General features: G+C 42.1%; 15 protein-coding genes. 3 read left to right on the top strand and 12 right to left on the bottom strand.

The window, feature by feature from the left end:
• Nucleotides 1-64 precede the first annotated feature (64 nt).
• From BLT07_RS18520 to BLT07_RS18540, 5 genes are all read right to left on the bottom strand, one after another.
• A complete protein-coding gene (locus BLT07_RS18520) occupies nucleotides 65-1,807 on the bottom strand; it encodes a RagB/SusD family nutrient uptake outer membrane protein (RefSeq protein WP_091873460.1) in 1,743 nt (580 codons plus the stop codon).
• An 11-nt stretch (nucleotides 1,808-1,818) separates the two neighbouring features.
• Entirely contained in the window at nucleotides 1,819-4,977 is a 3,159-nt protein-coding gene (locus BLT07_RS18525; RefSeq protein WP_091873387.1) for a SusC/RagA family TonB-linked outer membrane protein, read from the bottom strand.
• Between the two features lie 12 nt (nucleotides 4,978-4,989).
• A complete protein-coding gene (locus BLT07_RS18530) occupies nucleotides 4,990-6,600 on the bottom strand; it encodes a glycoside hydrolase family 32 protein (RefSeq protein ID WP_091873390.1) in 1,611 nt (536 codons plus the stop codon).
• Between the two features lie 12 nt (nucleotides 6,601-6,612).
• On the bottom strand, nucleotides 6,613-7,956 hold the full coding sequence (locus BLT07_RS18535; RefSeq protein WP_091873394.1) for a sugar porter family MFS transporter: 1,344 nt from the start codon (nucleotides 7,954-7,956) through the stop codon (nucleotides 6,613-6,615).
• Between the two features lie 245 nt (nucleotides 7,957-8,201).
• Nucleotides 8,202-10,946 carry a hybrid sensor histidine kinase/response regulator transcription factor gene (locus tag BLT07_RS18540; protein ID WP_091873398.1) on the bottom strand — a complete coding sequence of 915 codons (2,745 nt, stop codon included), beginning with the start codon at nucleotides 10,944-10,946 and terminating at the stop codon, nucleotides 8,202-8,204.
• 195 nt (nucleotides 10,947-11,141) lie between these two features.
• Between BLT07_RS18540 and tnpA the strand changes: the two genes are divergently transcribed.
• Genes tnpA through tnpC form a run of 3 tightly spaced genes read left to right on the top strand, consistent with a single transcriptional unit; the run spans nucleotide 11,142 to nucleotide 13,281 of the window.
• Complete coding sequence (gene tnpA, locus BLT07_RS18545) at nucleotides 11,142-11,414, top strand: IS66 family insertion sequence element accessory protein TnpA (RefSeq protein WP_091873403.1); 273 nt, start codon at nucleotides 11,142-11,144, stop codon at nucleotides 11,412-11,414.
• Nucleotides 11,415-11,765, top strand: coding sequence for an IS66 family insertion sequence element accessory protein TnpB (gene tnpB / locus BLT07_RS18550; protein WP_091873406.1), 351 nt, complete (start codon nucleotides 11,415-11,417; stop codon nucleotides 11,763-11,765). It begins immediately after the preceding gene.
• Between the two features lie 37 nt (nucleotides 11,766-11,802).
• Entirely contained in the window at nucleotides 11,803-13,281 is a 1,479-nt protein-coding gene (tnpC, locus tag BLT07_RS18555) for an IS66 family transposase (protein ID WP_245726600.1), read from the top strand.
• An 11-nt stretch (nucleotides 13,282-13,292) separates the two neighbouring features.
• Here tnpC and BLT07_RS18560 read toward each other — a convergent pair whose 3' ends face one another.
• The 7 genes from BLT07_RS18560 to BLT07_RS18595 form a co-directional block, all read right to left on the bottom strand.
• Nucleotides 13,293-13,682, bottom strand: coding sequence for a RagB/SusD family nutrient uptake outer membrane protein (locus BLT07_RS18560; protein WP_139205169.1), 390 nt, complete (start codon nucleotides 13,680-13,682; stop codon nucleotides 13,293-13,295).
• A 534-nt stretch (nucleotides 13,683-14,216) separates the two neighbouring features.
• Nucleotides 14,217-17,072 (bottom strand): 3-keto-alpha-glucoside-1,2-lyase-like domain-containing protein, encoded by a 2,856-nt coding sequence (locus tag BLT07_RS18570; protein ID WP_091873418.1) that lies wholly within the window; start codon nucleotides 17,070-17,072, stop codon nucleotides 14,217-14,219.
• Nucleotides 17,073-17,143: 71 nt separating this feature from the next.
• The gene (locus BLT07_RS18575) at nucleotides 17,144-17,863 is read right to left on the bottom strand and encodes a 3-keto-disaccharide hydrolase (protein ID WP_091873422.1); all 720 of its coding nucleotides are present in this window, start codon (nucleotides 17,861-17,863) and stop codon (nucleotides 17,144-17,146) included.
• Nucleotides 17,864-17,907: 44 nt separating this feature from the next.
• Nucleotides 17,908-19,641, bottom strand: a complete 1,734-nt coding sequence (locus tag BLT07_RS18580) for a PQQ-dependent sugar dehydrogenase (RefSeq protein WP_217633348.1) — start codon at nucleotides 19,639-19,641, stop codon at nucleotides 17,908-17,910.
• Nucleotides 19,642-19,706: 65 nt separating this feature from the next.
• Complete coding sequence (locus tag BLT07_RS18585; RefSeq protein WP_217633349.1) at nucleotides 19,707-21,191, bottom strand: RagB/SusD family nutrient uptake outer membrane protein; 1,485 nt, start codon at nucleotides 21,189-21,191, stop codon at nucleotides 19,707-19,709.
• Nucleotides 21,192-21,243: 52 nt separating this feature from the next.
• Complete coding sequence (locus BLT07_RS18590) at nucleotides 21,244-24,591, bottom strand: TonB-dependent receptor (protein ID WP_217633350.1); 3,348 nt, start codon at nucleotides 24,589-24,591, stop codon at nucleotides 21,244-21,246.
• Nucleotides 24,592-24,743: 152 nt separating this feature from the next.
• A partial coding sequence (locus tag BLT07_RS18595) for a FecR family protein (RefSeq protein ID WP_139205168.1) occupies nucleotides 24,744-25,208 on the bottom strand: 465 nt, incomplete at its 5' end.

Here is a 25,208-nt window from a genome sequence, read left to right on the forward strand (position 1 = left end):
CCCGTGTCCAAAAACTAACTCAAACTAACTCAAATCACTGAATTATTCTTCAACCACAAGGAAATTAGTAGCCAGGGTTTTGTACATAAACTCCTCCCGTAAAATCTATTTCCCGCTGTGGTATTGGATAATATTCGTCCCTGCCCGCAGTAAACTGCGCATTGTTCAGGAAATCCCTTTTGGTTTTCTCTTCGGCCAAATAAGCGTTTAAAACTTCCTCTGCTATGCCCCATCTGACTAGGTCAAAGAAACGTGGACCTTCCATACCAAATTCCAATCTGCGTTCGAACATCAGAGCTTTCATCGCAAACTCTTTATCTGGAAAAGCGCTATAAGTCCCGATATTGTAAATATCGTTCGCTCCGGCATCTAAGGGACGTTGTGTACTAGCGGCAGCACGTTCCCTTATCTGGTTGATGATAGGCAAGGCCTCGTCCCATCTATTCAATTGTATCAATGCTTCGGCTTTGAAGAGCAGCACATCTGCATAACGGATAAAATCCACATTCTTGGAAGTCCCCATGAAAGGCCCTTCCTTTTTATAACAGGAACAATCGGGTGCCTGCTGTTCTTTCATATTCCCAAAATAGCCATATACCCCAGGATCTCGCGCCCAGCTAAAGTTATATACCAAATCGCCCGGTTCATTGAGGGTGTTTCTATATTTAAATGGCCTACCGGGTACCCCTACTGTATGGTCGAGTCTTGGGTCGACGGTAAGGCCTGCATCAGGGGGCGTCTCGCCATCGGCATTTAAATTCGTAAAAATATCGGTATCGTTAAATGTGTCCAACAATGGAAGTCCGTTTGCGTCGGTCTTGAAAGCATTCACCATGTTTTGGCTTGCCAAATGAAAACCACAGCAACCATACAATGCTGTGCCGTGCGGTGAATTTAGTCCTGTTACATAACTTACCCTTCCTACTGTTGTACCGTCATTTATTGAAAATTGGGCCGCCCAGATGGATTCGGAACCGTTATCAAAACCGTCCAAATAATTATTACCGTAATCCGGCTCTAAACTTCCGGTAACCTCATCGGCATAATCAATGACCTCTTGCAAACGTGCCGGATTTATTCCTGTCACCTGATGTTCTTCATTCTGTTCGTAAGCCTGGTACAACCGTAATTTAGCCAAATAAGCCGCAGCCGCATTACGATCTGCCCTTCCTGGTTCTTCCTGTGATTGGGGAAGGTTGTCGTAGGCGTATAGAAAATCTTCGGCAATGGTATTCCACAGATCTTCATCGGAGACATCATTGGAAACTAAGGCAATTTCCTCCTGAGTAAGCCCTTCCCTAATATAAGGAATCTTGTTGAACAACAGCTTTAGCATAAAATGGGAATGTCCTCTTAAGAATCGAAGTTCGGCCTGCCGAGCGGTTTTATTCGGAACATCGGCTTCGGATAGGTCATTAATTACTGAAAGAGCAAAATTAGCTCTCGAAATCGCCTTATAAAAATTGGTCCAGGTCGCTGGGGCCATATCGCCGCCGTCATCGGGCACTGTCAAATTGTATTGTTCATAATGGTCCACAATATTAACATCCCCTCGGCCACCACCACCCTTGTACGAGTCATCCGAACGCACACTGCCATATACCCACATATGGGTGAGGGGACCACTAATTTGATCATTGGCGATGCCGGCATACGCTGCTGTAACTAATGCTTCGACGTTATCGGCGGTCGCAACGCTTTCACTGGACAACGCTCCTTCCGGCTCATACTCCAAAAAGGTATCCGAACATGAGAGTAGTAGATGTGCTGACAATATTACCAATATAATTAATTTGTAATTTTTCATGATTTTCATTTTTAAAAGTTCACGTTAAGACCCAATGAAAGCACGGTAGGTACTGGAATAGTATTAGTGTCCGTCCGCTCCGGATCCGATCCTATATAATCCCCTGGGGTAAACCAGAAAAGGTTTTCCCCTTGAAAATAAATCCTCAATGCCGTCATCCCGCCCCATTGGGCTATAAGATTCTCAGGAAGGGAATAGCCCAACTGTAAATTCCTTATCTTAAAATAGGAGTTGTTCCTCAAAATATAGTCGGAAGTATCGGTAAAGTTATTGACCAGAGACAACGAAGGGATGTCGGAACCCGTATTGTCGGGGGTCCAAGAATTCAGCACGCCAAGACCGGCATTCTCCCTCCCCTGAACAAAATTATTCCAGAATATATAGGGATCTGTTCCGCTGCGTCCCGCTACACCGGAACCAAACATGGCAAAATCAAAATTTTTGTACCCTAGGTTTACGCTAATCCCATACTCCAAATCGGGAAGGGTAATTCCTATGAAATCCCGATCTGAACCATTGATGACACCATCATTGTTCAAATCAACGATTTTTATTCCGCCGGGCCTAGCATTTCCTGTCTGTGCACCACCGGTAGGGTGTGCGTCGACTTCAGCCTGACTTTGAAAAAGACCATCCGTTTTATACCCAAATATCGAAAACTGGGACCTGCCGATGATAGAGTTTTCGGCCGTTCCCGGAAAGGCCGACCTGACTTCCTCGGGCAACTCGGTAATCTTATCCTTGAAGGCCCCAAAATTGGCAGAGACGCTAAAAGAAAGCTCGTTTTCCCATGTTTTGGCATATCCAAGCGAAAGTTCCCAGCCCTTGGTTTCGGTGGTGGCACCGTTCAAAACTCGCTGTTGGCCCTCACCAATAACAGAAGCTATGGGAGGTGTAGTTAAAATATCGCTGGTATTTCTGGTAAAGTAATCAAATGAACCGTTGATGGCATTGTTCAAAAACCCGAAATCAATACCAAAATTCCATTCCTTGGTGGTTTCCCATTTCAGATCTGGGTTTGCCGCCTGTACCGATACGAATCCAGAAGGCAGATTACCGGAATTATTGCCGCCCAGGTCATATGCCGTACCTATATTGTACCATTGGTCGAAACCGGTACTACCAAATTGACTGAAAACCGGCCCATATCTTGACTCGTATAGACCAAAACGGGCCAAATCCCCGATTTCTTGATTACCTACTTCGCCATAACCCGCTCGAAGTTTTAGATTTGAAACCACCTCCACATCACTCATAAACTGCTCATTATTGATTCGCCATCCAAGAGTACCAGCAGGGAAAATACCATATCTGTTATTAGCGCCGAATCTAGAAGAACCGTCCCTGCGTAACGTAAAGGATGCCAAATACCTGTCGGAAAAAGCATAGTTCAGTTTCCCAAATTGTGAGGATAACCTGCTCCCAGTTGATCTGCCCTGTGAGGTTCTTGGCCCCGATGCCGCGTTCAAGACAAAGTAGTCTTCCGTCTCAACAGCAAAATCATCGGCAGAAGCAAAGACGGAATCAAAATCGTCTTTAATGGATTCGACCCCCAAAAGAACTCCTATCCGATGTTCACCCAATTCTACATTGTAGTTCAAGGTATTAGAGAATACCAAACTCGTAAACTTGTTGGTATCCAAAATAAGTCGATTTGTATTTCGTGAAACAAACCCATTATCGACCTTTCGTTCGACATTCTTACTTTTGTAATCGTTGAAATCTATTCCCAGACTGGAACGGAAGGTCAAATTTTCGAGTATTTGCAGTTCAGCAAAAATGTTACCGAAAAAATTGTTCCGCTCCGTATTGTCCCACTGGTTTAAAAATTGCATTAATACTGGGTTGTTTCTATCGGAGTATCCTGCACCGATGGGACCCGCAAAATCACCATTACTATCGCGCAACGGTATGGTCGGAGCCAAGGTGATTGCAAGTCCGGGTGTGGGGGCATTCCCTACATCCCTTGCCGCCAAGGTTTCAGCCGATGTCGAAAATTGTGTGTTAACACCAAACTGCAGTTTGTCTTTGAAAAGCTTGGTGGCACCATTTATCTTTGCTGTGTACCGGTCGTAACTGGTATTTTTTAGCATGCCTGTATTTTTCAAATATCCTATGTTGATTAAAAGGGAAGATTTATCAGAACTTGCCGCAACCGTTGCCTCATTGTTAAAGACATAGCCTGTTTTGTAGGTTTCATCTTGCCAATCGGTATTTCCAGCAGGTACGTTTGGATCACCACCCACGAAAGGTTGTATCCCTACACTATTTAGTACGGGGTTAGCAAAATCGCCGTTCCAGTCAAAACTGTAAATTTCGCCATATCCGCCTGCGGGATCGGCACCATCATTAACCGAGGCGCGCCACAGTGCATCGCCCCGTTGCTGCGAACTTAACATATCGTACCGCTGATTTTTTTCGGACTGCACGGAAACTATCGAATTGATGGAGACACTTAGTGTTTCCCCCCTCGGAGCCCTGTTCTTCGTAGAAACGATGATTACGCCGTTAGCCGCCCGAGAACCATATAGGGAAGAGGCCGACGCATCCTTTAGCACCTGGATAGATTCAATCGTGTTGGGGTTAAGGCTTGCAAACACTTCAGGCCGTTTTGTGGGGACACCATCGATAACGTACAAAGGATCATTATTACCCAAAGTGGTGGCCCCTCGGATCAGAATACGACTGCTCGCCCCGGTAGGGTTACCGGATTTTTCCACAAAAAGGCCTGGCACTCTTCCCTGTAAGGCCTGCATTGCATTGCCAGAACTCAGGCTCTGCCCTTCTATAGGGGCAATATCCACAACCGTAACAGCACCAGTTAGGTCAACTCTTCGCTCGGTCGCGTATCCTGTCAGTACAACTTCATCGAGTTGCTGTGCATCGGGCTGTAAGGAGGCATTGATAGCGGATTGCCCGTTCACTTGCACTTCTAGCCTCGAAAAACCGACATAGGTAAAAGCTAGTGTCGCATCGGAAGCTACATCGTCAAGAGTATAATTACCATCAAAATCGGTGGTGGTACCCGTGGTGGTGCCTAGGATAACAACGGAGGCGCCCGGCAAGGGCATACCGTCATCTGCAGAGGTAACCGTACCGGATACCTGCATTTGTGACAGCAGGACTAAAGGTCCCAAGATCAGCAGAAATAATAGGAGTTTCATTTTCATAATAGTTGAGATTTAGTTAAATTTTAATTCATGTATTTCGACGTGCTTTAGTTTAAGTTTGTCGTCATCTGATTGTATCGATAAGGTTTCAAAAGGTGCGTTCGGAAAGAATATTTCGGTCATAACGTTGAGCCCATCGTCATAGAACAGTTCTATCGATGTTTTATCCAATAAAATCCTTCCCGACAAACTTGTCGCTTTCGAAATTCGTGGGGCTGTGATAATCGTATTTGCAAAATTTTTGGAGAAGTCTATTTTTCCGGATTTTGACCGGTCGACATAAAAGTTTTTGTCGTTACCATTATATCCAAACGAAAGTTCATCCCCCCCCGAATTGGTTAGCTTGAAGTTGAAACCGCCATCCTCGATATCCGAAATATCGAAGATGAGCTCGGCCCGGGACAGATCGATGGTTTCTGAATCGACGAGTTTCGTTTCCTCATTGACCGTTACACCGCCCTCTTTGTGTTTTTTGCCGCGATGTCCGATAATTTCGTCCGTAGGCCTAAAGACCAACCGATAGATACCGTCCGATTTTACGAGCCTTAGTTCTCGGGGCACTGTCATGGCGCTACGCCATGTTTCGGTAGGCACTTCGTTGGCATATTGCCAGTTTGACATCCAACCAATAAACAGTTTTGCGCCATCGGAAGTCGATATATTGGACCAGGTGACTCCCGCGTAATTGTCCTTTCCGAAATCGGCCCAAAAATCATGTTTCTTCTGCATTTCATCTTTGAAATTCTCATCGACCATGAACTTTTTTCCATCGAAATCTCCGATGAAATACTGGGTGGCACTTCCCCCATTGGGCCCACCCGGATTGATACTTACCAAGTGCACCCATTTGGTCTCATCGGTATCCTGCACTTTCAGCGGAAATAGGTCCGGACATTCCCAGACACCATCGTGATTACCGATTCCTTCGCCAAAAGTGGAAAGCAATTCCCAATCCTTTAGATTTGCAGAGCTATAAAAATAAGTCTCCTGTCCAGCCGCCAGGACCATATTCCATTGTTTGTGCTCAGCGTCCCATGAAACTTTTGGATCTCTAAAGTCACGCGCACCTGGATTCTTTATTACCGGATTCCTATCGTACTTCGTCCATGTTAGACCTTCGTCCAAAGAATAGGCAATGCCTTGAGTCTCCACATCAGTTTTCTTTGCTTCGGCTTTTTTGGGATTGTGGTAGGTGAACATGGCAATAATTGGGGGTATACCATTTTTGCCAAAGCCAGAAGTATTATCATGATCGACCACGGCACTGCCCGAAAAGATATATCCCAATTCATCGGGATACAATGCAATAGGCTGTTCCTTCCAAGTTACCAGATCGGAGCTGGTAGCATGCCCCCAGTGCATGGGTCCCCAAACGTTATCATCCGGGTAATGTTGATAATAAAGATGATAGTAATCTTTGTAATAGAACATCCCATTAGGATCGTTCATCCATCCACTCTTTGGGGTAAAATGGAAGTTTGGACGGAATAGTTGCTCCTCGGACATTGCTGCCTGTTTCATGCGTGTTGAGTCTTGAGCATTTTTCTTTTTATCAGCATTCTTGCATCCGACAATTCCCATAAACAATACTACGGTCGTTAATTTTACTAGTGTGTTTCTCATTGTATTTTGCTTCTAAATGACTGCCTTATTCTTGGTCCTATGGGGCCTGATCAAGGATTTGCTCAATGCTTCTAAGGGCACCCCTTTGGTTTCTGGCATCACAAATGCTACGAACAGCAACTGCAATACCATCATAAATGAAAAAAATGAAAAAACTATCCCGGGCCCAATGGTGGTGAAGAGGATAGGAATTAATGATGGCACTATTGCAGCCAATATCCAATGAACCGAACTTCCGAAACTTTGCCCATAGCCTCTCAAATGGTTAGGGAATATTTCCGAGATAAATACCCATATTACGGTTCCTTGGCCAACGGCATGGGCCGCAATGAACATGAAAAGAAATATTGCTACCGAAATACCTTCCCAATTGAAGAAAAAAGCACAGGCCACTAACGTTAATGAAATAATGTATCCGACAGATCCTATATACATCAATTGCTTTCTTCCCATACGATCTATCAGGAATATGCCTAGAAGGGTAAAAAGCATATTGGTGACACCTATACCTATACTGCTCAAAAGGGCAGTACTTGCACCCAGGCCTGCTTCTTCCAAAATTCTGGGCGCGTAATATAGAAATGCATTTATGCCGGAAAGCTGATTAAAGAATGCAATGCCGAATGCCAATATTAAGGGAAATCGGTACTTGTGCATGAAAATATTTTCACCAGATACCATATTTTCATTTTCGGTATTGATTTCCAACATTAACTGCTCTACATCCTCACCGGGGTTGGTGATACCCAATACATTCCGGGCTTCGTCAATCTTTAATCTGGACATTAACCACCTAGGACTTTTTGGTATAGTCAGCGCGAGAACGGTGTAGATTGCCGCCGGAACAGCCTCAACGCCCAACATCCATCGCCACGCATTTTCACCTATGTTGTTTATGAGGTAATTAGAGAAAAAAGCGATAAGAATACCGAATACAATATTGAACTGGTACAGGCCGACCAATTTCCCCCTGTCCTTTGCCGGTGCAATTTCAGAGATGTAGGCGGGTGCGGCAATCGTGGATGCTCCAACGCCTAGACCTCCAATAAAACGAAATATGGCAAAGGTTACAGGGTCTTTGGCAAAAGCCGAACCCAAGGCCGAAATAGTGAAAAGAACCCCAATCCATATTAGGGTTTTCTTTCGGCCGAGCTTATTTGTGGGGATACCCCCAAGAATCGCCCCGACCACGGTACCCCAAAGCGCCATTCCGATAACTATGACACCGTGAAATACATCGGAAGACTCCCACAACGTCTGAAGTTTTTTGTCCGCACCAGAAATTACTACGGTATCAAATCCGAAAAGGAATCCCGCCAAGGCAGCCGTAATAGACCAGATCCATATTTTTTTCATATTCACAATTCTAGTATACTCCGGCGAATATATTCATAAATATAAATTGGCTATTTTGACGATGTTACAATGTGTTGTGATTTAGTTAAGAAGAAATTAAAAGGAAGGCAACGGTTTCAATATCAGGTGAATAAACCATAAACGACCAGAACCGCTAACAAGGTAATTATACTGAGGTAACCTATATGTTTAAAATTGATACATAAAAAGGAAAAATATTCGCCGTTTACCGATGATAATTAACCTCAGGTTGATTTCCTATAGGATAATGGAGACATTCCGTAATTATTTTTAAAAGTGGTCGAAAAATAATTTGGCGAAGAAAAACCGCAGGTGTACCCAATCTCCGAGATGGTCAAGGAGGTATTTTCCAACATTGACTTGGCTTTTTCCAGTCGAATGTTGCCAATATAATCGCTTATGCTGATACCCATAATGGCCTTGACCTTTCTGTATAATTGAACTCTTGAAATATTGAGATTTTCAGCCAGGGTTTCAACGGAAAATTCCGAATTCCCCAAATTGTCTTTGATTAATCCGTTCAATTTATTAATAAATCGCTGTTCTATATTTCCAAAGGTATCGACGTGTTCTATTTTGTGAATGTTGCTGCTGTAGTAAAACCGTAGCTTTTCCCTATTGTAAAGTAATGATTTAATCGACTGTATCAGGATGGAATAGCTAAACGGCTTGGTCAGATAGAGGTCCGCACCCGAATCAAGACCTTTCAAATAGGATTCCTTATCACTCATCGCGGTAAGAATTATTGTGGGAATATGAGAGGTCCGTAAATCCCTTTTTAAGATTTCACAGATTTCAAATCCATTTTTATCTGGAAGGGCTATATCGCAAATAATTACATCCGGTATGACATTAAAAGCTTTTTCAATAGGATCCGTGCCGTCCGAGAGATGGATATCATATTCTAAAGTCAATTTATTTTGGAGGAATCTGAGCAAATCACGGTTATCTTCTATGATTAGGATAGAATATTTTTCATTGCCCTTTTGTGGTGCCTGTAACAGATAATCATCGTCGACCAAGTGTTCGGAACTAAAATCTATAATCTGGGTATCCACCAGATCCTGATCAGTAATGATCTCGGTTTCATCAAAATGGGCCTTGCCCTTATATAACGTGATGATGAACTCGGCGCCATGAAAAGACTTGATTTCGATAGCCCCTTTGTGCATTCCAACAAACTCCTTACTTAAATGTAGGCCAATACCCGAACTGTTTTTTCTGTTGTTGGATCCCTTAAAAAACGCCTGAAAAACACTATCCATTTCGTTTTCGGGAATACCGATACCGGAATCCCTAAAATGTATCGATACCGTGTTTTTATTCGCATCGTCATCAATCTGAATTTCAATTTTACCATTGTCGGGAGTAAATTTAAAGGCATTGGAGAGGAGGTTGAAATATACCTTGTCCATCAAATTTCTATCAATAAACAGCTCCAATTGTTCGTTGTTCGAATATAATTTGAAGCGAATATTCCTTTTTTTTGCCTCACGCTCAAAATCCTTAAAGATATTTTTGGAAAAGATAAATACATTGGTTTTTGACACGTGCAGGGTAAATTTCCGGTCCTCGACCTTTCTAAAGTCCAATAGTTGATTGATGAGCCTTAATAAGCGATTCGAATTGTTGTAGATCAACTCCAATTCGTTCATCAGTTTTGAGCTTCTTTCCATGGCGAAATCGCTTAACGATTCGATTGAACTCAATATTAAGGTAATCGGGGTCTTGAACTCATGGGAAAGTCCTGTGAAAAAGTTCAATTTTGCCTCGTTGCTTAACTTTATCTCTTTGGCAATTTTTTCGATCTGGTTTCGCTGGACAGTAATCTTTTTGTTCGTCAATTGCAATTGCCTATTCCTTTTTCTGATGGCAAAAATTGAATAGACGCTATAGATTGCCAAGCTTAGAATTATTGCCAATAGCGCCATGGTAACTTTTAATAAGTTGTTTTGGGAATAATACAACTCTTTTTGATATCTAATCGCTTCAAGCTGCTCTTCGATTTCGGTCTGTTGCTCATTTATCTTAGCGAACTGGTTGAACATGATATCCGCATTCACCTTATTAATGATAGTGGTAGACAGGATGTTGTTTTTAGCTACGGATTCCTTATTAAAAATTCTTAAAGCCAGATTTATGACTTCGTCGCCGCCCGTAGGATAGAGTATTGTAGCCTTTAAGATACCATCTTTCACAGCTTGTATTCCTCCATTTGCCCCTGCTAGGCCGTCTACTCCTATAAAATCAATGTCATTCTCCAATCCCAATTCGCGAGCCACTTCCCATGCCCCAATCGCCATTCTATCATTATGGGCAAAAATATAATCTACCTCACCATTTTGTTGCAGCAATTTTCTCAACTTTTCCTGTATAGACTCTTTTTCCCAATCCCCTTCGACACTCTGTACAATCTTTGCCTTACCAAACATTTGTATAATCTGACGGAATCCCTGACTTCTTTCTTCTGCAGGGGAGGATCCTGCCAGTCCCTTGATCTCAATAATTTTTATGGAATCTTTTGTATTCGATGCTATGATTTCCTTAGCCGCATTTCGACCTATTTCGATATTATCGGCTCCCAAATATGCCGTATACTCCTGGTTTTCCGTTTTCCTGTCGACTACCAGCACCGGAATGCCAGAATTAAGGGCCTTTTGTACTACCGGCGTAATGGGTTTTGATTGAATCGGTGATACAATCAGTACATCAAGACTATCAGCAATCAAATCTTCTATCTGCTTAATTTGTCGTGCGACTTCATAATTGGCATCTTTTATGATCAAATCGATATTGGGATTCAAGGAAGCTTGGAGCAGCATGGCATCGTTCATGGAACGACGCCAATCATCCTTGGTCATGGCTTGAGAAAAACCTATACGTATCTCGTCCGTCTTATTGTTCTTGTCACAAGAACATAGGGTAAAGAGTATACCAAGGATTAGAAAATAACAGTTTTTGAAAAGCATCAATTTTCTCTAGTTGACAAATTAAGCCTGAATGTACAAATAAGTATTTGTTCTTTGACTTGCCAATCAGGAATCGTTACCATTGGGGGGATTATAAAGAAACCTATCATTAGGTCCGCTATGTAAGCATCCGAGCAAGTGCATCTTTCCCAACTCTGGCCACCGGCATACCTTTGTCGCAAACAGATATAGGTTATGACAAAAAACGGCAATGCATTGCGGATGCACAAATTGGTGAAGGAATTCAGGGGATTCGGTCGGAGCCAAAAGGAATTTGCGGCGGCACATGGACTGTCGGAAGGCAAAATGCACTATTGGGTCTCCAAAACGGCACGGGCCGAACGACCGGCCCCTCCATCGATTGTTGCGAAGAAAGACTTTGTCGCCATCTCGGTAACGCCGGAATCTGAAGACCGCAACATCGTGATCCGCCTTAAGAGCGGCGTCGAGATCGAAATACCGGTATAGATGTTCGCCCTGACCGTTTCCCAACGTTTCGAACTCTACATGCGCCCCACCGATATGCGCAAGGGCTTCAACGGCCTTAGCGGTCTTGTGGCCAATGATCTGGATCGGAGCCCGGACAGAGGTACGGTGTACATCTTCATCAACAGGGCGCGCAACAAGGTGAAGCTGCTCCGCCGGCAGTCCGGGGGCTTCGTACTATACTACAAGAGGCTGGAATCGGGCACTTTCGAGCTGCCGGAATATGACCCCGAAGTGGGAAGTCTGCGCCTGGGCTACGCCCAACTGATACTGCTTATCGACGGCATCGCCATTACCAATATGGCCCGGAAAAAACGTTACGAAAAAGTATAGCTAGGGGTTGCTTTTTTGCCCTGTTACCAGTATTTTTATGGTAACGATGACCTATCAGGAACTACTTGTCGAGAACCGGGACCTTCAAAAGAAGGAGCAGGTCTCGACGGCCAGAATAACTTCTTTGGAACACCAACTGGCCCAGCTCTACAAACTTATAGGCGGGTTCAAGTCCGAGAGTTTTATTACGGAGACCGTCATAGATCAATTATCGCTGTTTTCAGGGGATACGGTCGAGACAATAGAAGAGACCCCACAGGAAACAATCACCTATACCAGGGACAAACAGAAGCACCGGGGGCGCAATGCGCTGCCGGAACATCTGCCGGTCAGGGAAGTGATCATCGAGCCGGAAGGGGATACCACGGGCCTGAAGAAAATCGGGGAAGAGGTCAGCGAGACCTTGGAATATACCCCGGCAAGCCTTGTCAAAAGAAGGACGATTCGCCCCAAATACGCCAAGGCCGACGGCGATGGCGTCCTGATCGCACCGCTCCCGACGCGCCCGATTGACAAGGCCATTGTCGAGGCCTGCCTATTGGCGCATATCCTGGTAAGCAAATATATCGACCACCTACCGTTCTACCGTCAGATCCGGATGTTCAAACGGGATTTCGGGTGGGAGCCCGCCCAGAGCACCATGGGCGATTGGATGGCAGGTTGCTGCAAGTTACTGGATCCGCTCTACAATGCCCTGAAACAAAAAATACTCGCTTCGGATTACATACAGGCCGACGAATCGCCGATCAAGGTACTCGATTCAGATAAAAAAGGCCGTACACATCAAGGATATCAATGGGTCTATCACAATCCCGTTCAAAAACTTGTGATCTTCAACTACCGTCCGGGGCGTGGCCCGAACGGCCCAAAGGAACTGCTTGCGGGCTATAAGGGCCATCTGCAATGCGACGGTTATAGCGTATATGACAAAATAGGGGCCGATCCCGATATTACCCTTGCCGGATGCCTGGTACATGCAAGGCGCAAGTTCCACGATGCGCTGGACAGTGACAAAAAGCGGTCGCAAACGGTTCTGGGGCTTTTTAGAAAAATGTACCTTGAAGAAAGGAACATCAAAGAAGGGACGCCGGACGATTTTGGGAAAAGAAAGCTGTTAAGGGAAAAAAAGATCAAGCCGCTGTTGGCACAGATCAAAACGTGGATCGGGGCCGAACAGTTCAAGGTACTGCCCAAAAGCCCCATCGGCAAGGCGATGGCCTATTTCATCAACCAATACCCGAAACTCAATGCCATTTTTGACGACGGGCGTATCGAACTCGACAACAACCTGATAGAGAACGCCATCAGGCCAATGGCCATCGGCAGGAAAAACTATCTCTTCTGCGGATCCCACGATGCGGCACAAAACGCCGCCATGCTCTATTCGTTTTTCGGCAGCTGCAAAATGCAGAATATCAACCCCAGGGAATGGCTCGAGGATACCCTGCAAAGAATCCCGGATCATAGCATACAAAAACTTGAGGAGCTCCTGCCCGGATATCAAATCAAGGTGTAGTTGCTCGGATGCTAACGACTGTTCAGTGCTTTAGCATACATCAATAATACATCGGCGTAGCGGATATAAGGGTTATCAAAAGGGGAATCGTTCACATAATTGTTCGGTTTGGCGGCATGCCATTTCCAAACTCTTTGATTGGGGGCGTCCAAAGACCAGGCCTCTTCATTATTCATGCCCTCCTCTGGAGTCCAATTGTTGGCATTGTGCTTTGCAATGTTGTTTGAAGAGCGAATATCATCTTCGCCATAGGTTTCGGCAAAATCGACATTAATAAAAGATGTACCGAAACCAGCACCTTGGTTCGTGTCGCCAGCCGGAACCATAAACGAACCTAACCGTCCGCCTTCATTAAAGCCCGGGCAGTCCATCCCGATAAAAAAAACGGTTTCGACACTCATCACCCAACGAGCTATCAAGTTTGGTGGATATTACCCAGTCCGGTTCCCTAGACTTAAATTCGACCTTCGTTGTGTCCAACTTGGTTTTGAATTCGTTTGAGGCATATTTAATAGTTGGATTCTGTAAACTATTTTGGATATCCAAAGTCAGTTTTTTCTCGGAATCGGTACAGGAAACCAGTAATAGAATAATTGTTAAGCATTCAAAAAAATATTTGTTCATTTTATCTTTAGTTTATGTCCTAATTCTGAGTCTTAGCCAAATCCTTAAGCTATTTAAAATCATTTACATAGACTTTAAACAGGGGCTAGTGGAGAGCAGCCGGTTCAAACAACTCCAAAAAATCCATGGAACGGGTAACCCTTCCGCTATAATTATTCCTTAAAGGGACCAACATACTGACTTTCTACCAAAAAGGTTCTTGTAAAGGAGCTACCCAGTCCAATATTCCCGTCAATATATTCGATATCGAATATGTACCAACTAGTGACAAAAACATTTCAACTAATCTTTGTATTAGTTTAACCGACTTATTAAAAAGGTCTTGCCCCTTTTGCAATATTAATGTCGCGTTCAGCCTGCAGCGTATATTTAGTCCAAGAAAAATACTTTGCATCTTTAAAACTGTTTGATGACGATTTATATCCTTCCAGGTAAGGGACTTCTTTATAATGAGAAGAAGTTATTTTACTTATTTTTTCCCAGTAAATGAGGCAGTTACCAAGCAAAGTAACAGCGTTCGCCTGTTGTAATTTATTTCCTGTGCGCCTGAACTCCTGTAATGCCACTCCTGCCCGCAGTTTATCGGCAAAATAAAGACTTAAATATGCCCAGGTTTCAAGATCGTCCAGCTCGCATGCCAATGGCGTTACTGAAGCTGTCTGCAAAGGTTTAACAAGCTTTAATACATCCCTGCCAGCCAGTTCGAGCGAATCGGCCAGCATTAAAGGAGTTACCTTATCTGATGTTAGCGTTTTATTTTCATCCATTGCTTTTACATAATCGGCTATTGATATAAACTTTGGATCTAATACCGGATGATCAATTAGTTCATCTACCGAAATAAAAGAAGACACTGTATCATGCAAGCCTGCATTTGCAGCAAATGGAGCAAGAAATCCTTCGGAATACAAGGTGTAATCCCATGTGGCAGCGAAAAAAGAGGCCAAGCTTAAAGGCATTTGGCTTGCCTCGGTATAAGCTGTAAGTAAACGCGGTCCTTCGCCGTTACCATACCTTGTATTAAAGCCTTCTTCAAACACTTCATTAGGAGTTGAAGGGTCGTATAACAGCCGCCCCCATAGTTTATAAAACAACCATTGTTTTTGAAATGCATAATCCCAGTTGCGATGGTTGTTGTCAATATGAGAGAAATCTTTTGCAGGAATATATCCTTCCGATCCAACAAAATAACCGTTTACAAAATCATGTGTATTTTCAGCAATGTGTGCCCTTATAAAATCGGGCTGTCCCCAACGGAGTATAAAAAAATCTTCATTGCGGATCATCCATTCAATTCTGTAATTAACAGGAAGCGGATTCCAGTAGCCGTCGTCTTTTTTTCCAGAATGTGAATCGTGCGTCATAGCCAGCACCGGCGTGGAGTGACCATGAGACCAGTTGAATTTCACTTCTACCAAAGTGGTGTCAGGAAGATCAGCATTGTTGATCACACGCCTCATTTCAAGAGGGTCAGACGACAACACAGAACGATGAAGCAACTTAATGGGCCTGTTGGCGGCTTTAATTCCTGCTACCACAGTTTCTTCTATCCAGTCTTCGCGATCTTTAGGCGTCATATCTGGCAAATCGCCGTTTGCTGTTTTGAAGTTGCTCATCCAGTCAGCAAGTGTAATTCCAATACCTGCCAGATCAGGATATTCATTAATCACCTGCGTTACCACTTCCCGGGTATATTGTTTTACAATTGCAGAAGTATCGTTTCTTTCTTTTACACCATAGGCCTTGGCAAACTCAGGAGATACAGCAATGTTCCAGTTTACTATAAATGGTTCGATGCCACGCTCTCTTGCCATGCGGAACAAGGATGTGAAAAAATGTTTCCGTTCTTTCATTTCTTCATCCGAAAAATTATTAGCTGCCGGAAAATTGACAGGCTTAACCATAAATGAAAATGGATGAATGTTCCATAAGGAAAGTATATTGAACCTGTTGTCTGCCATCTGATCTAAAAATGCCTGCCAGAAATGAAGGTCTTTACATAGCTCCATATTCTCCTCCATAGCGGGGCCTGAGCGGTAAGAAGACCAAGGAAGATTAAATTTGATGGCGCGTACTGCAAAATGAGGGTTAACGGTTTTCGCTTTGACTTCCTGCCATACATTTCCCAATTGGATCTGTTCTGCAACTTCAAGCAATCCATACATGGCGCCGGTTGTATCAATGGCAGTAATGCGTAATTTCTTATTTAAAAAACTTATGCGGAAGCCTTCCTTCTTTATGGAGGTATCCGCTTTGGATATGATGACCGAAATATCCTGTGCCGGATTTGCCGTTATATTAGTTGCTATAACCTGCTGACCTGAATTTTGAAAAGCTTTTTGCAACCTGTCAACACCAAAAGCCAGAGGTTTACATGCTGTATCAAATGCAACACTTACCTCCTCCTTTATTTCTTTTGCAGGTATATCGATTTTCATGGCATATTGTGGCACATTCACATCAATAATACGGATATTTTTAAACCATGAACTTGCCTTTTCGCGTTCGGGATTGTTACCTAAAAAATGAATTTTAAAAGCAATATAACCTTCATCGTATTTGGAGTTAACCAGGTGAGCTGTTGGTATTCCATTGAGCCAAACTTTTATTTCATTTCCAATAGCTTCTATTCTCCAGCGGTTCCATTCCCCAACCCGTTTTTCTGCATGCTGTGCACGCTTATCCTGCTGTAATGTATAAAGCCAGTTCCAGCTTGTACCAAAGTCATCAAAAATGCCGCCAGTCCAGTTTCGTGCAGTATGATCCACTTTTACCTGATAGCCATTTAATCTCACATGCGCAGTATCCGGAGCGTTTTGTGCACGAAATAAAATCCCATATTGAAATGCAGTATCCCGCCTGCAATCCACTTCAAAAATAAAATCCCTATAGATTTTATTGGTACGCAAAAAAGTATGTTCCTTTGTATTTGCTTTCATGTTAAGCACAATGCAACCATTTTCAACCCTTGCTTTACCATCACCTCCTGTAATCGTCCATCCATCCAAATTTTTACCGTTGAATAAGGACTTCCAAACCCCAGCTGTTTGTGATGAAACCGGCTGAAGCGTAGCTGATATAACAAATAGAATACAGACTACTATTAACCGCTTTACTTTTTCAGGCAAAGAGCTCCCGTTTAATATCTGTAAAAAATGAATCTTCATTAGTTCTTTTTTTTAACTGTATTAACCATCATTATAATCCAATAAAAAACCAGGGAATTACTTTACACCATTCATTCTGTTTCCTTAACCGGAATATCTATGCCACGTGAATACTTAGAAGCATTTTTACTGATGATGCGGATATTTTTAAACATTGCCTGCATCTGATCATTCCATTCGGTATTTTTCAGATAATGAATTTTGAGAGCAATAAAACCTTCTTTATACCTTGAGTTAATCATATTGGTTGTAGGAATGCCATTCACCCATACTTTAATACGATCCCCAATAGCCTCAATACGAAAGCGATTCCATTCACCAACGCGTTCGGCTTGCTGGGCGCGTACATCACCTTCTAGTGGATGCAGCCAAGTGACATAGCTGCCAAAATCAAGAAATATACCACCAGTCCATCGGCGTGTCAATGAAGGGTCTATTTTAATCTGGTATCCGTAAAGGCTTACTGCGGCGGTATCAGGTGATTTAATAGTTCGAAAAAGGATGCCTGAATCAAAACTGGTATCCCGCTTAACTTCAAGTTCAAGTATAAAGTCTTTGTATTTTTTTTTAGTGCGGACAAATACATGCCTGCTGGTGTTTTTGGTCATGTGAATGAGAAAAGCGCTATCCTTAATAACCACGTTGGCTGGCGAATCGACAATGGTCCAACCTTTAAAGGTTTTTCCATCAAAAATAGTATTCCATGCCTTTTCAGGCTGCGCAAACAAAGATGTGTGACTGCAAAAAACAATTAATAAAACAGCTGTAATTATTATTCTTATTCTTTTCATTACAATGATGGATTTTGATGAAGTTCAGCACTCTCTTTGTGTAATCATTTTTTTATATAAGCGTCAGTTACTTTTCTGATCATACCATTTTTAGCCATGATGTACAATTCATTTGCATAAACATCGTAACCAATTCTTAGATGCACTCTTTGGGTGTTATTGAGCTGCATAAGATCTGTAGGCGTATTGTTTTCAACAATTGACAAATCATAGACCGATGAATCGGACAACGGACCATCCATGTTCACGTAAAATAATTTTCCGGTTACAATATCACCAAAAACATATTTATTTTTTAAAGCATCCAATTTTCCTTCATATACATACCCGCCGCTGATTGCATGGCCTTCTGTATGATCAAATACCGCAAAAGGTGCAGCATACATAGCACGCTCCGAATCATTTAAAGGATAAATTGCTTTAAGATCTTCCTTAGTTGCAATTCTGTAATTACCTTCCCGCACAGGCCATCCATAATCTTTACCTTTTTCGATTACATTCACCTCTTCAATATTGGATTCACCAATATCTGCTAGCAGCATTCTATTATTTTTTATATCCCATGCCATGCGGTGCGGATTGCGAAAGCCATAAGCCCATATTTCTTTTCTTGTAGCAGGATCGGAATCTTTTACAAAAGGATTATCGGGCGGAATACCATAATGACCATTCTTACTGTTTGTTCCCAATGGATTGATGCGGATAACGGTTCCCAGTAAAGATTGCTTGTTATGGACCAGGTCTGGACGTTTGATATTATTAGAACCGCCATCGCCTATACCGAGAAATAGCATTCCATAATCCGGATTTTTTTTATCGATTGTTGGAACAAAAGAAATATCCTGAACACCATGAGCAGTTGTTGGTGTGTTTATACGAAGCAGTTCTCTCCTGGAACCTTTGAATTTATGTGCTTTGATATCGTTGATCTTCCATTCGGAAAGTACCCATTGCAAACCTGGTTCAAAAGTATCGGCAAACTGAAAATCGGTTGGCTTGCCAATAAACTGTTCTGCATGGGTAGTGTATATTAATCCATTGCGCAAGAAGTCGGGATGAAACGCGAAACTGCCAAGGCCGGTGCCAATTCCCGGCGTAAAAATAAAATCGGGAAATGCAGCTCTTACATTAAGAAAAGTATCTGCTTTGCCGTTTTCTATTCTATAAATAATTCCCATCTGATCACTTACAAAAAGTGTTCCGTCACCGGCAGGATAAGCTCTTAAAGTAGCAATACCTTTGTCGGGCGGACTGCCGTCTGCTCTTGGAATTTTTATAAAATCTTCCAGCTGTATAACAAGGCCGGACTTTTTAATATCAGGAGCGTATTTTTCCCTTACCTGGTTTTTATTAGCTGCAGCAGTATCAACTTTCAGTGGCTCTATTTTTGCAAGCTTTGATTCATTATCTATATAAGCAAGTATGGATTTAACATCATCATCTTTCAAAAAATCAAAAGAAGGCATTACCTGATTGTAACGTTTCTGCAAGCTGTTGGCACGTACATCACCGGATGCAATGATAGCTGCCGGATTATGAATAAAATCAAGTAGATGTTGTTCTGAAAGTACAGTTGTAACACCTCCAAGCCGGGGCCCCATACCTTCTTCCGAAAGACTATGGCAGGAGAGGCATTGTGTACTAAAAAGATTTTTTCCTTTTGTCAGCGTTTGCTCATCTACCGGATAAGCCTTTTTGCTTTTAGAAAAAAATATCACTATGAGTGCGATAATTATTATAACAGCAAGCCCAATGAAAATATTTTTTTTACTGCCCACAGGGATGTTTTTTAGAAGCTATCTTTTTATTTTAACTAAAACGTTCTTTTGTTAATGAGTACCGATCAGTATCCGGGATTCTGATCTTTTACAGGATCAAGTGCCTTATTAAAGTTCATTTCAGATATTGGTATTGGCCATAAATAATTTTTTGGAGCAATTGTTATTTCTTTCATAGCAAGAATAATTTCCTGTGCTTTTCCGGTGCGTTTCAGTTCACTCCAGCGTTTGCCTTCCAACTGAAATTCGTAGCCATATTCTTTTACTACTAAGTCGAGAAAACTGGACGCATTATAATCGGCCAATTTAAAATCTACAGGAGAAGGTGTTTTAGGATCATAACCATAACCCCGGCGATGCACCTGGTTAAGCGCTTCCATAGCTTGTGCAGTTGGGCCTTCTATTCTTGCCTCTGCTTCAGCATATATCATCAGTGCATCTGCATAGCGGTACCATGGTATATCGTTACCTGCGCCTGAGCTACTTGGTGCGAGCGGATCTATAAACTTTTTATTCATCATGGTCTTTCCGACCAGGCCCATATCAAGAGGATACCACAATTCCTTACGCTTATCATTATCATCCCAACCGGTATAATAAGGTGTTGTGGACCATGAGTAAAGAATAAACCATCCACCGGCACCATGAAACCCATTACTTGAGTGATTTACATGCATTACAAACGGAGTTCCAAGACCACTTTGCCGGGTACCTTTTGTATAGAATATTTCCTCAGAAGTTGTTACTACATCAGGGCCAAATATTTCCTGAAAATCATCAACTGTTTTAATAGGTACCAGCGCATACTTATTTGAACTGATAACGTCACCTGCTTTATCTCTTGCGCCGGTATAATTACCTGTTTGAAGATAAACATCAGCAAGCAGTGTTTTAGCGGCGTATTTAGATGGTCTTCCGGCAACAGCTGCAGTTTCAGGAAGTTTTGCTTCGGCATCTAAAAGGTCTGCAATAATCAAATCATAAGTTTCTTGGGCAGTACTTCTTTTAAGATCAACATCAAGCATATTTGTTTCTACACGCAATGGCACACCGCCCCAATTTTTTACCAGTTGAAAATAGGCGAATGCCCGCATGAACTTTGCTTCGCCAACATATTTATCAATATCTGCCTGAGAGATATTTTTTCCTTGTGGCGCAAGGTTAATAACCAAGTTAGCATTTCTTATACTTAGATAAAACTGATCCCAGGCACCAGCCGTACGGCTGGTGTTTGTTGTAGTTAAACCCTGGAAATCGCCAAAAAAAGTATTTCTTCCCACTAAATAATCTGAATATGATTCACTTATCGATATATAGTCAGCAAGGCTAAAGCTGCTGTTATATGGAGGGTAAATAGCATTTACGGCTCCTTCCACTTCTTCAACAGTATTGTAAAATGTTTCTCCCGACAAGAACTTGGGTTCTTCTACTAATGCTTTTTCGCAGGAACCCAATATTATCATTAACAGGAAAACTGCTATGATGGCATTCCAACTTTTTAAAAAATGCTTTGCAAAGTAATTTGATTTGTTATTATTATTTTTCATCATTTATTTTTTTAAAAGAAACTATTTATGTTTAGAACAGCAGGCAATTTTTAGATTAAAAACCGGCCCGTATACCCAAAGTTACTGACTTAGAATTTGGATAACTGGTAACGTCGAAGCCCTGATCAATTGAATTTGGTCCACCACTTGAATTCACTTCAGGATCCCACCAGGAATACTTAGTAACCGTTAAAAGGTTCTGACCGCTTACATATAACTGTATGTTTCTTATCCATGAAACACCGAGCTTTTTATCGTCCACATTATACGCTAACTGTATATTTTTAAGCCGCATAAAAGATCCATTTTCTACAAACCTGTCTGAAGCAAGTGAAACCGAATTCTCGGCAAACTGTGGATATTTTGCATTGGTGGTATTAGTTGGGGTCCAGTGATTGAGGTAAACATCCCTGGGCATATTTAATCCCAGGCCATAGTCTAATGTGCTGTTGATGGAACTAACGTTATAGATGTCATTACCCTGCACACCCTGTATAAAAAAAGTAAAGCCGAAATTTTTATAAGTCATGGATGAATTCAAGCCATAAATAAAATCAGGATTGGGGTCACCTATATAAGTTTTATCGGTATTCGTAATGGTACCATCATTATTCAAATCCTTATACTTAATTTTTCCTTCGGTGGTATAGCCGTCTTCAACATATCCATAAAACTGGCCTATCGGACGGCCTTCCCGAAGTATATTAACATTATCCTGTACCGCAGTTACACTAACTCTGCCACCGAAAATGTCCTCTCCACCATAAAGTTTTAAGACTTTGTTTTTGTTGAAAGAAATATTAGCATTTACATCCCACGTAAAACCACCATTTAAAATATTGGCATCAACTCCTATTTCAAATCCCCTGTTCTGCATTTTTCCAACATTCTGAATAGTTGTTAAGAATCCCATTGATGATGGAAGTTGAACCAAATTGAGTAAATCGCGTGTTATTTTATTATAATAATCGGCAGTAACAGTAAGCCTGTTTTCAAGTAATCCAATATCCACTCCAATATCCACTGTTTCTGTGGTTTCCCATTTCAAATCGCCGGGCAGTCGGATACTGGGTGCATAGGCTGTATAAAGCCCATCATTAAAAACCGTTTTAGCAGAATTTAATAGATTCAGTGTGGCATAAGCATCAATTGCCTGGCTACCGGTCAAACCCCATCCAGCCCGCAGTTTCAGGTCAGAGATACCAGAAATATTCTTAAAAAAATCTTCCTCCGAAACTCTCCATGCCAATGATCCTGATGGAAAGTAACCCCACTTGTTTCCTTCACTGTACTTTGATGCGCCATCATATCTGGAACTTACAGTAGCAAGATATTTATCGTTATAGCTATAATTTAAACGCCCGAGATAAGACATTAATGTTGATTTCACATAAGATGACTGCGGAATACCCAGCGTACTTGCAGCCTGCAATGAATGGGTTTGGCTGATATCGTTTATAAAACCCCTTCCACTTCCTTCAGAAGAAGTTTCAATAAAATTTTGATAAGTAAAACCTGCGAGTGCATCAATACGATGCTTACCAAAATATTTATTGTAACTAACCGTATTTTCAGACAATAAACTTCTGAACTGTGTGGTACGCACATTTGCAGCACCCTGTGAGTTGTAAAATTTAGTTGTTGTGTACCTATCAGTTCTGTCATCAGTGTTTTCAATGCCACCGGATATTTTAATGGTAAGATCCTTAGCCGGTTTATAGCTTACTGCTGCATTTGTTAGTACGGTGTTTGCTTTTAATACATCAGTTTCCTCATAAATAAAGTTCAGCGGGTTAACCATAACAGTAGCAATAAACGGATACTGACTTTCGCCCAGTACCGTGTAAGTACCATCATCATTATAAGGCTTTAATATTGGCGGTGACGATAAAATAGCTGAGATAAGCCCAGTGCCCCTGCTTCCTCCGCCGCTATTCTTGCGGTTACTTTGTATATTGGTAAGCGTGCTACTTAGGCTTACACTAAGTTTGCTGCTGATATCATGGTTTAAAGTAGTACGTACGGAATAACGGTTATAATCGCTTCCGATAATAATACCATCCTGTTTAAATACACTTCCTGAAAGTGAAAACTGTGTTTTTGCATTTCCTCCGCTAATATTTACCGAAGTATTGCTCATCGGAGCATCCCTAAAAATAAGATCCTGCCAATCTGTTCCTTCTTTGCCAAAACTTTGAATTTCTGCATCAGTAAAACGGAGAGGAACACCATCATTCACTGCCCCTTCATTGTATAAAGTAGCATACTCATAGGCATTCATGAGGTCCAACTTCTTGGATATAGTTTGAATACTGGAACTTAATTCCACATCAACCTTAGTGGCCCCGGACTTACCTCTTTTAGTGGTAATAATAACAACCCCATTGGCACCGCGTGAGCCATAAATAGCAGTAGCAGATGCATCTTTAAGAATCTGCATAGATTCAATATCACTGTTGTTAAGTAACTGCGCCGGGTTGCCGTTTAATGGAAAGCCATCCACCACATATAAAGGTTCATTACTTCCCTGTACGGAGTTGGTACCACGAATACGGACACTTACATCGGCTCCAGGAGAGCCGTTATTTTGGAGTATCTGCACCCCTGCCGCTCTTCCCGATAATGACTGCATTACATTAGTAGAAGGATAAGCGTTGATGTCTTCCTCTTTTACCACTGCAACGGAACCAGTAAGGTCTTTTTTTCTCTGAGTACCATATCCAATCACTACGACTTCCTCTAAACTTGCAGCACTTTCCTCCAATACGATATTCAAGGTAGTTTCTCCGTTCAACGGCACTTCTTTTTTGGCAAATCCGATATAGGAAACCACCAACGTGGCATTTTCATCGGAAACTTCAATCGAGAAGTTACCGTCAAAATCGGATTGTACGCCATTTATAGTTCCTTTTTCAAGAATGTTGGCGCCAGGCAGGGGCGCATCGTTTGCATCGGTTACGGTACCGGAAACGGATTGCTGGACCGTTTCTTCATCAATGATCGATGATCGGTCCCCGCTATTCTTCGAAGATAATTTCCCGATATCTCCGAGCTTAAGGATCACCTGTCTTTTTCGCAGGATATAATAGATTGCGGTACCTTCGAACATAATATCCAACACCTCCGATACCGGTCTATCTACAACCCTTATCGAGACCAACCTTTCGGCATCAATATTTTTATTGTTGTAAAAGAATTTCAGGTCGGTTAGAGACTCTATCGTTTCCAGTACCCTTCTCGTTTGCACCCTTTCAAGATCTAGGGTGACTTTGTTTTTCTGGGAATATACGCTCGCTTCAACGGAGAAGATAGAAACTAACAGAAGAATAGCGGTTAGTTTCATAGATAGATTGAGGTTTAGCGAACAGGGCTTAAAAAAGCCCTTTTCATCATAATTTTTCATATTTTTGTAAAGTTTTTTGTTGACTGCTACTAGTCGATTATCACTGATCGGAAAATGTTAGAGCATTTTCCGATTTTTTTTACATGACAAACGACCAATTTTTTATTGATACGATTTTTTTTAATGGTCTAATGCATAGGCGGTTATATTAATTATTTAGTGTTTGGTCGGTATATAGTAATCCGGTCCTTGTTGAATTTATATTGGAAAGGAGTTTCCTCGGCAAATATTCTTAACGCTTCATCAATGGTCTCTATATCAAAAGTGGCCGTAAAGACTTCATTGTTTAGGGCTTCATATGTATTGTCTATGCTTACATTATAGTAGCGCTCCAATTTAGGCACGATGTTTTTAAAGGACATTTCCTTGAGTACCAGTTTCCCATCAATCCATCCCGTGTAGATATCCGTGTCCACTTTCTCAACGTCCATTCTTTCATAAAACTTGTCCCAGGTCGCTTTATAGCTCGGCTCGAGCTTATCGGCTTTTTTGGGGTCATAGCCGCTTTCGGAACTGTAAAGGCTGACGGAGCCTTCGACCAGAACGGTATTTATTTCCCGGTCCTCGGGATATGCCATAATATTGAATTTAGTGCCCAATACCCTGACGTCCATTGT

The organism is Pricia antarctica, assembly GCF_900101815.1.
Classification (GTDB): domain Bacteria; phylum Bacteroidota; class Bacteroidia; order Flavobacteriales; family Flavobacteriaceae; genus Pricia; species Pricia antarctica.

What these genes read in the sequence shown, in the direction of transcription:
- BLT07_RS18520 (WP_091873460.1), bottom strand. Translation starts at nt 1,807, where the DNA reads ATGAAAAATTACAAATTAATTATATTGGTAATATTGTCAGCACATCTA.
- BLT07_RS18525 (WP_091873387.1), bottom strand. Translation starts at nt 4,977, where the DNA reads ATGAAAATGAAACTCCTATTATTTCTGCTGATCTTGGGACCTTTAGTC.
- BLT07_RS18530 (WP_091873390.1), bottom strand. Translation starts at nt 6,600, where the DNA reads ATGAGAAACACACTAGTAAAATTAACGACCGTAGTATTGTTTATGGGA.
- BLT07_RS18535 (WP_091873394.1), bottom strand. Translation starts at nt 7,956, where the DNA reads ATGAAAAAAATATGGATCTGGTCTATTACGGCTGCCTTGGCGGGATTC.
- BLT07_RS18540 (WP_091873398.1), bottom strand. Translation starts at nt 10,946, where the DNA reads ATGCTTTTCAAAAACTGTTATTTTCTAATCCTTGGTATACTCTTTACC.
- tnpA (WP_091873403.1), top strand. Translation starts at nt 11,142, where the DNA reads ATGACAAAAAACGGCAATGCATTGCGGATGCACAAATTGGTGAAGGAA.
- tnpB (WP_091873406.1), top strand. Translation starts at nt 11,415, where the DNA reads ATGTTCGCCCTGACCGTTTCCCAACGTTTCGAACTCTACATGCGCCCC.
- tnpC (WP_245726600.1), top strand. Translation starts at nt 11,803, where the DNA reads ATGGTAACGATGACCTATCAGGAACTACTTGTCGAGAACCGGGACCTT.
- BLT07_RS18560 (WP_139205169.1), bottom strand. Translation starts at nt 13,682, where the DNA reads ATGAGTGTCGAAACCGTTTTTTTTATCGGGATGGACTGCCCGGGCTTT.
- BLT07_RS18570 (WP_091873418.1), bottom strand. Translation starts at nt 17,072, where the DNA reads ATGAAGATTCATTTTTTACAGATATTAAACGGGAGCTCTTTGCCTGAA.
- BLT07_RS18575 (WP_091873422.1), bottom strand. Translation starts at nt 17,863, where the DNA reads ATGAAAAGAATAAGAATAATAATTACAGCTGTTTTATTAATTGTTTTT.
- BLT07_RS18585 (WP_217633349.1), bottom strand. Translation starts at nt 21,191, where the DNA reads ATGATGAAAAATAATAATAACAAATCAAATTACTTTGCAAAGCATTTT.
- BLT07_RS18590 (WP_217633350.1), bottom strand. Translation starts at nt 24,591, where the DNA reads ATGAAAAATTATGATGAAAAGGGCTTTTTTAAGCCCTGTTCGCTAAAC.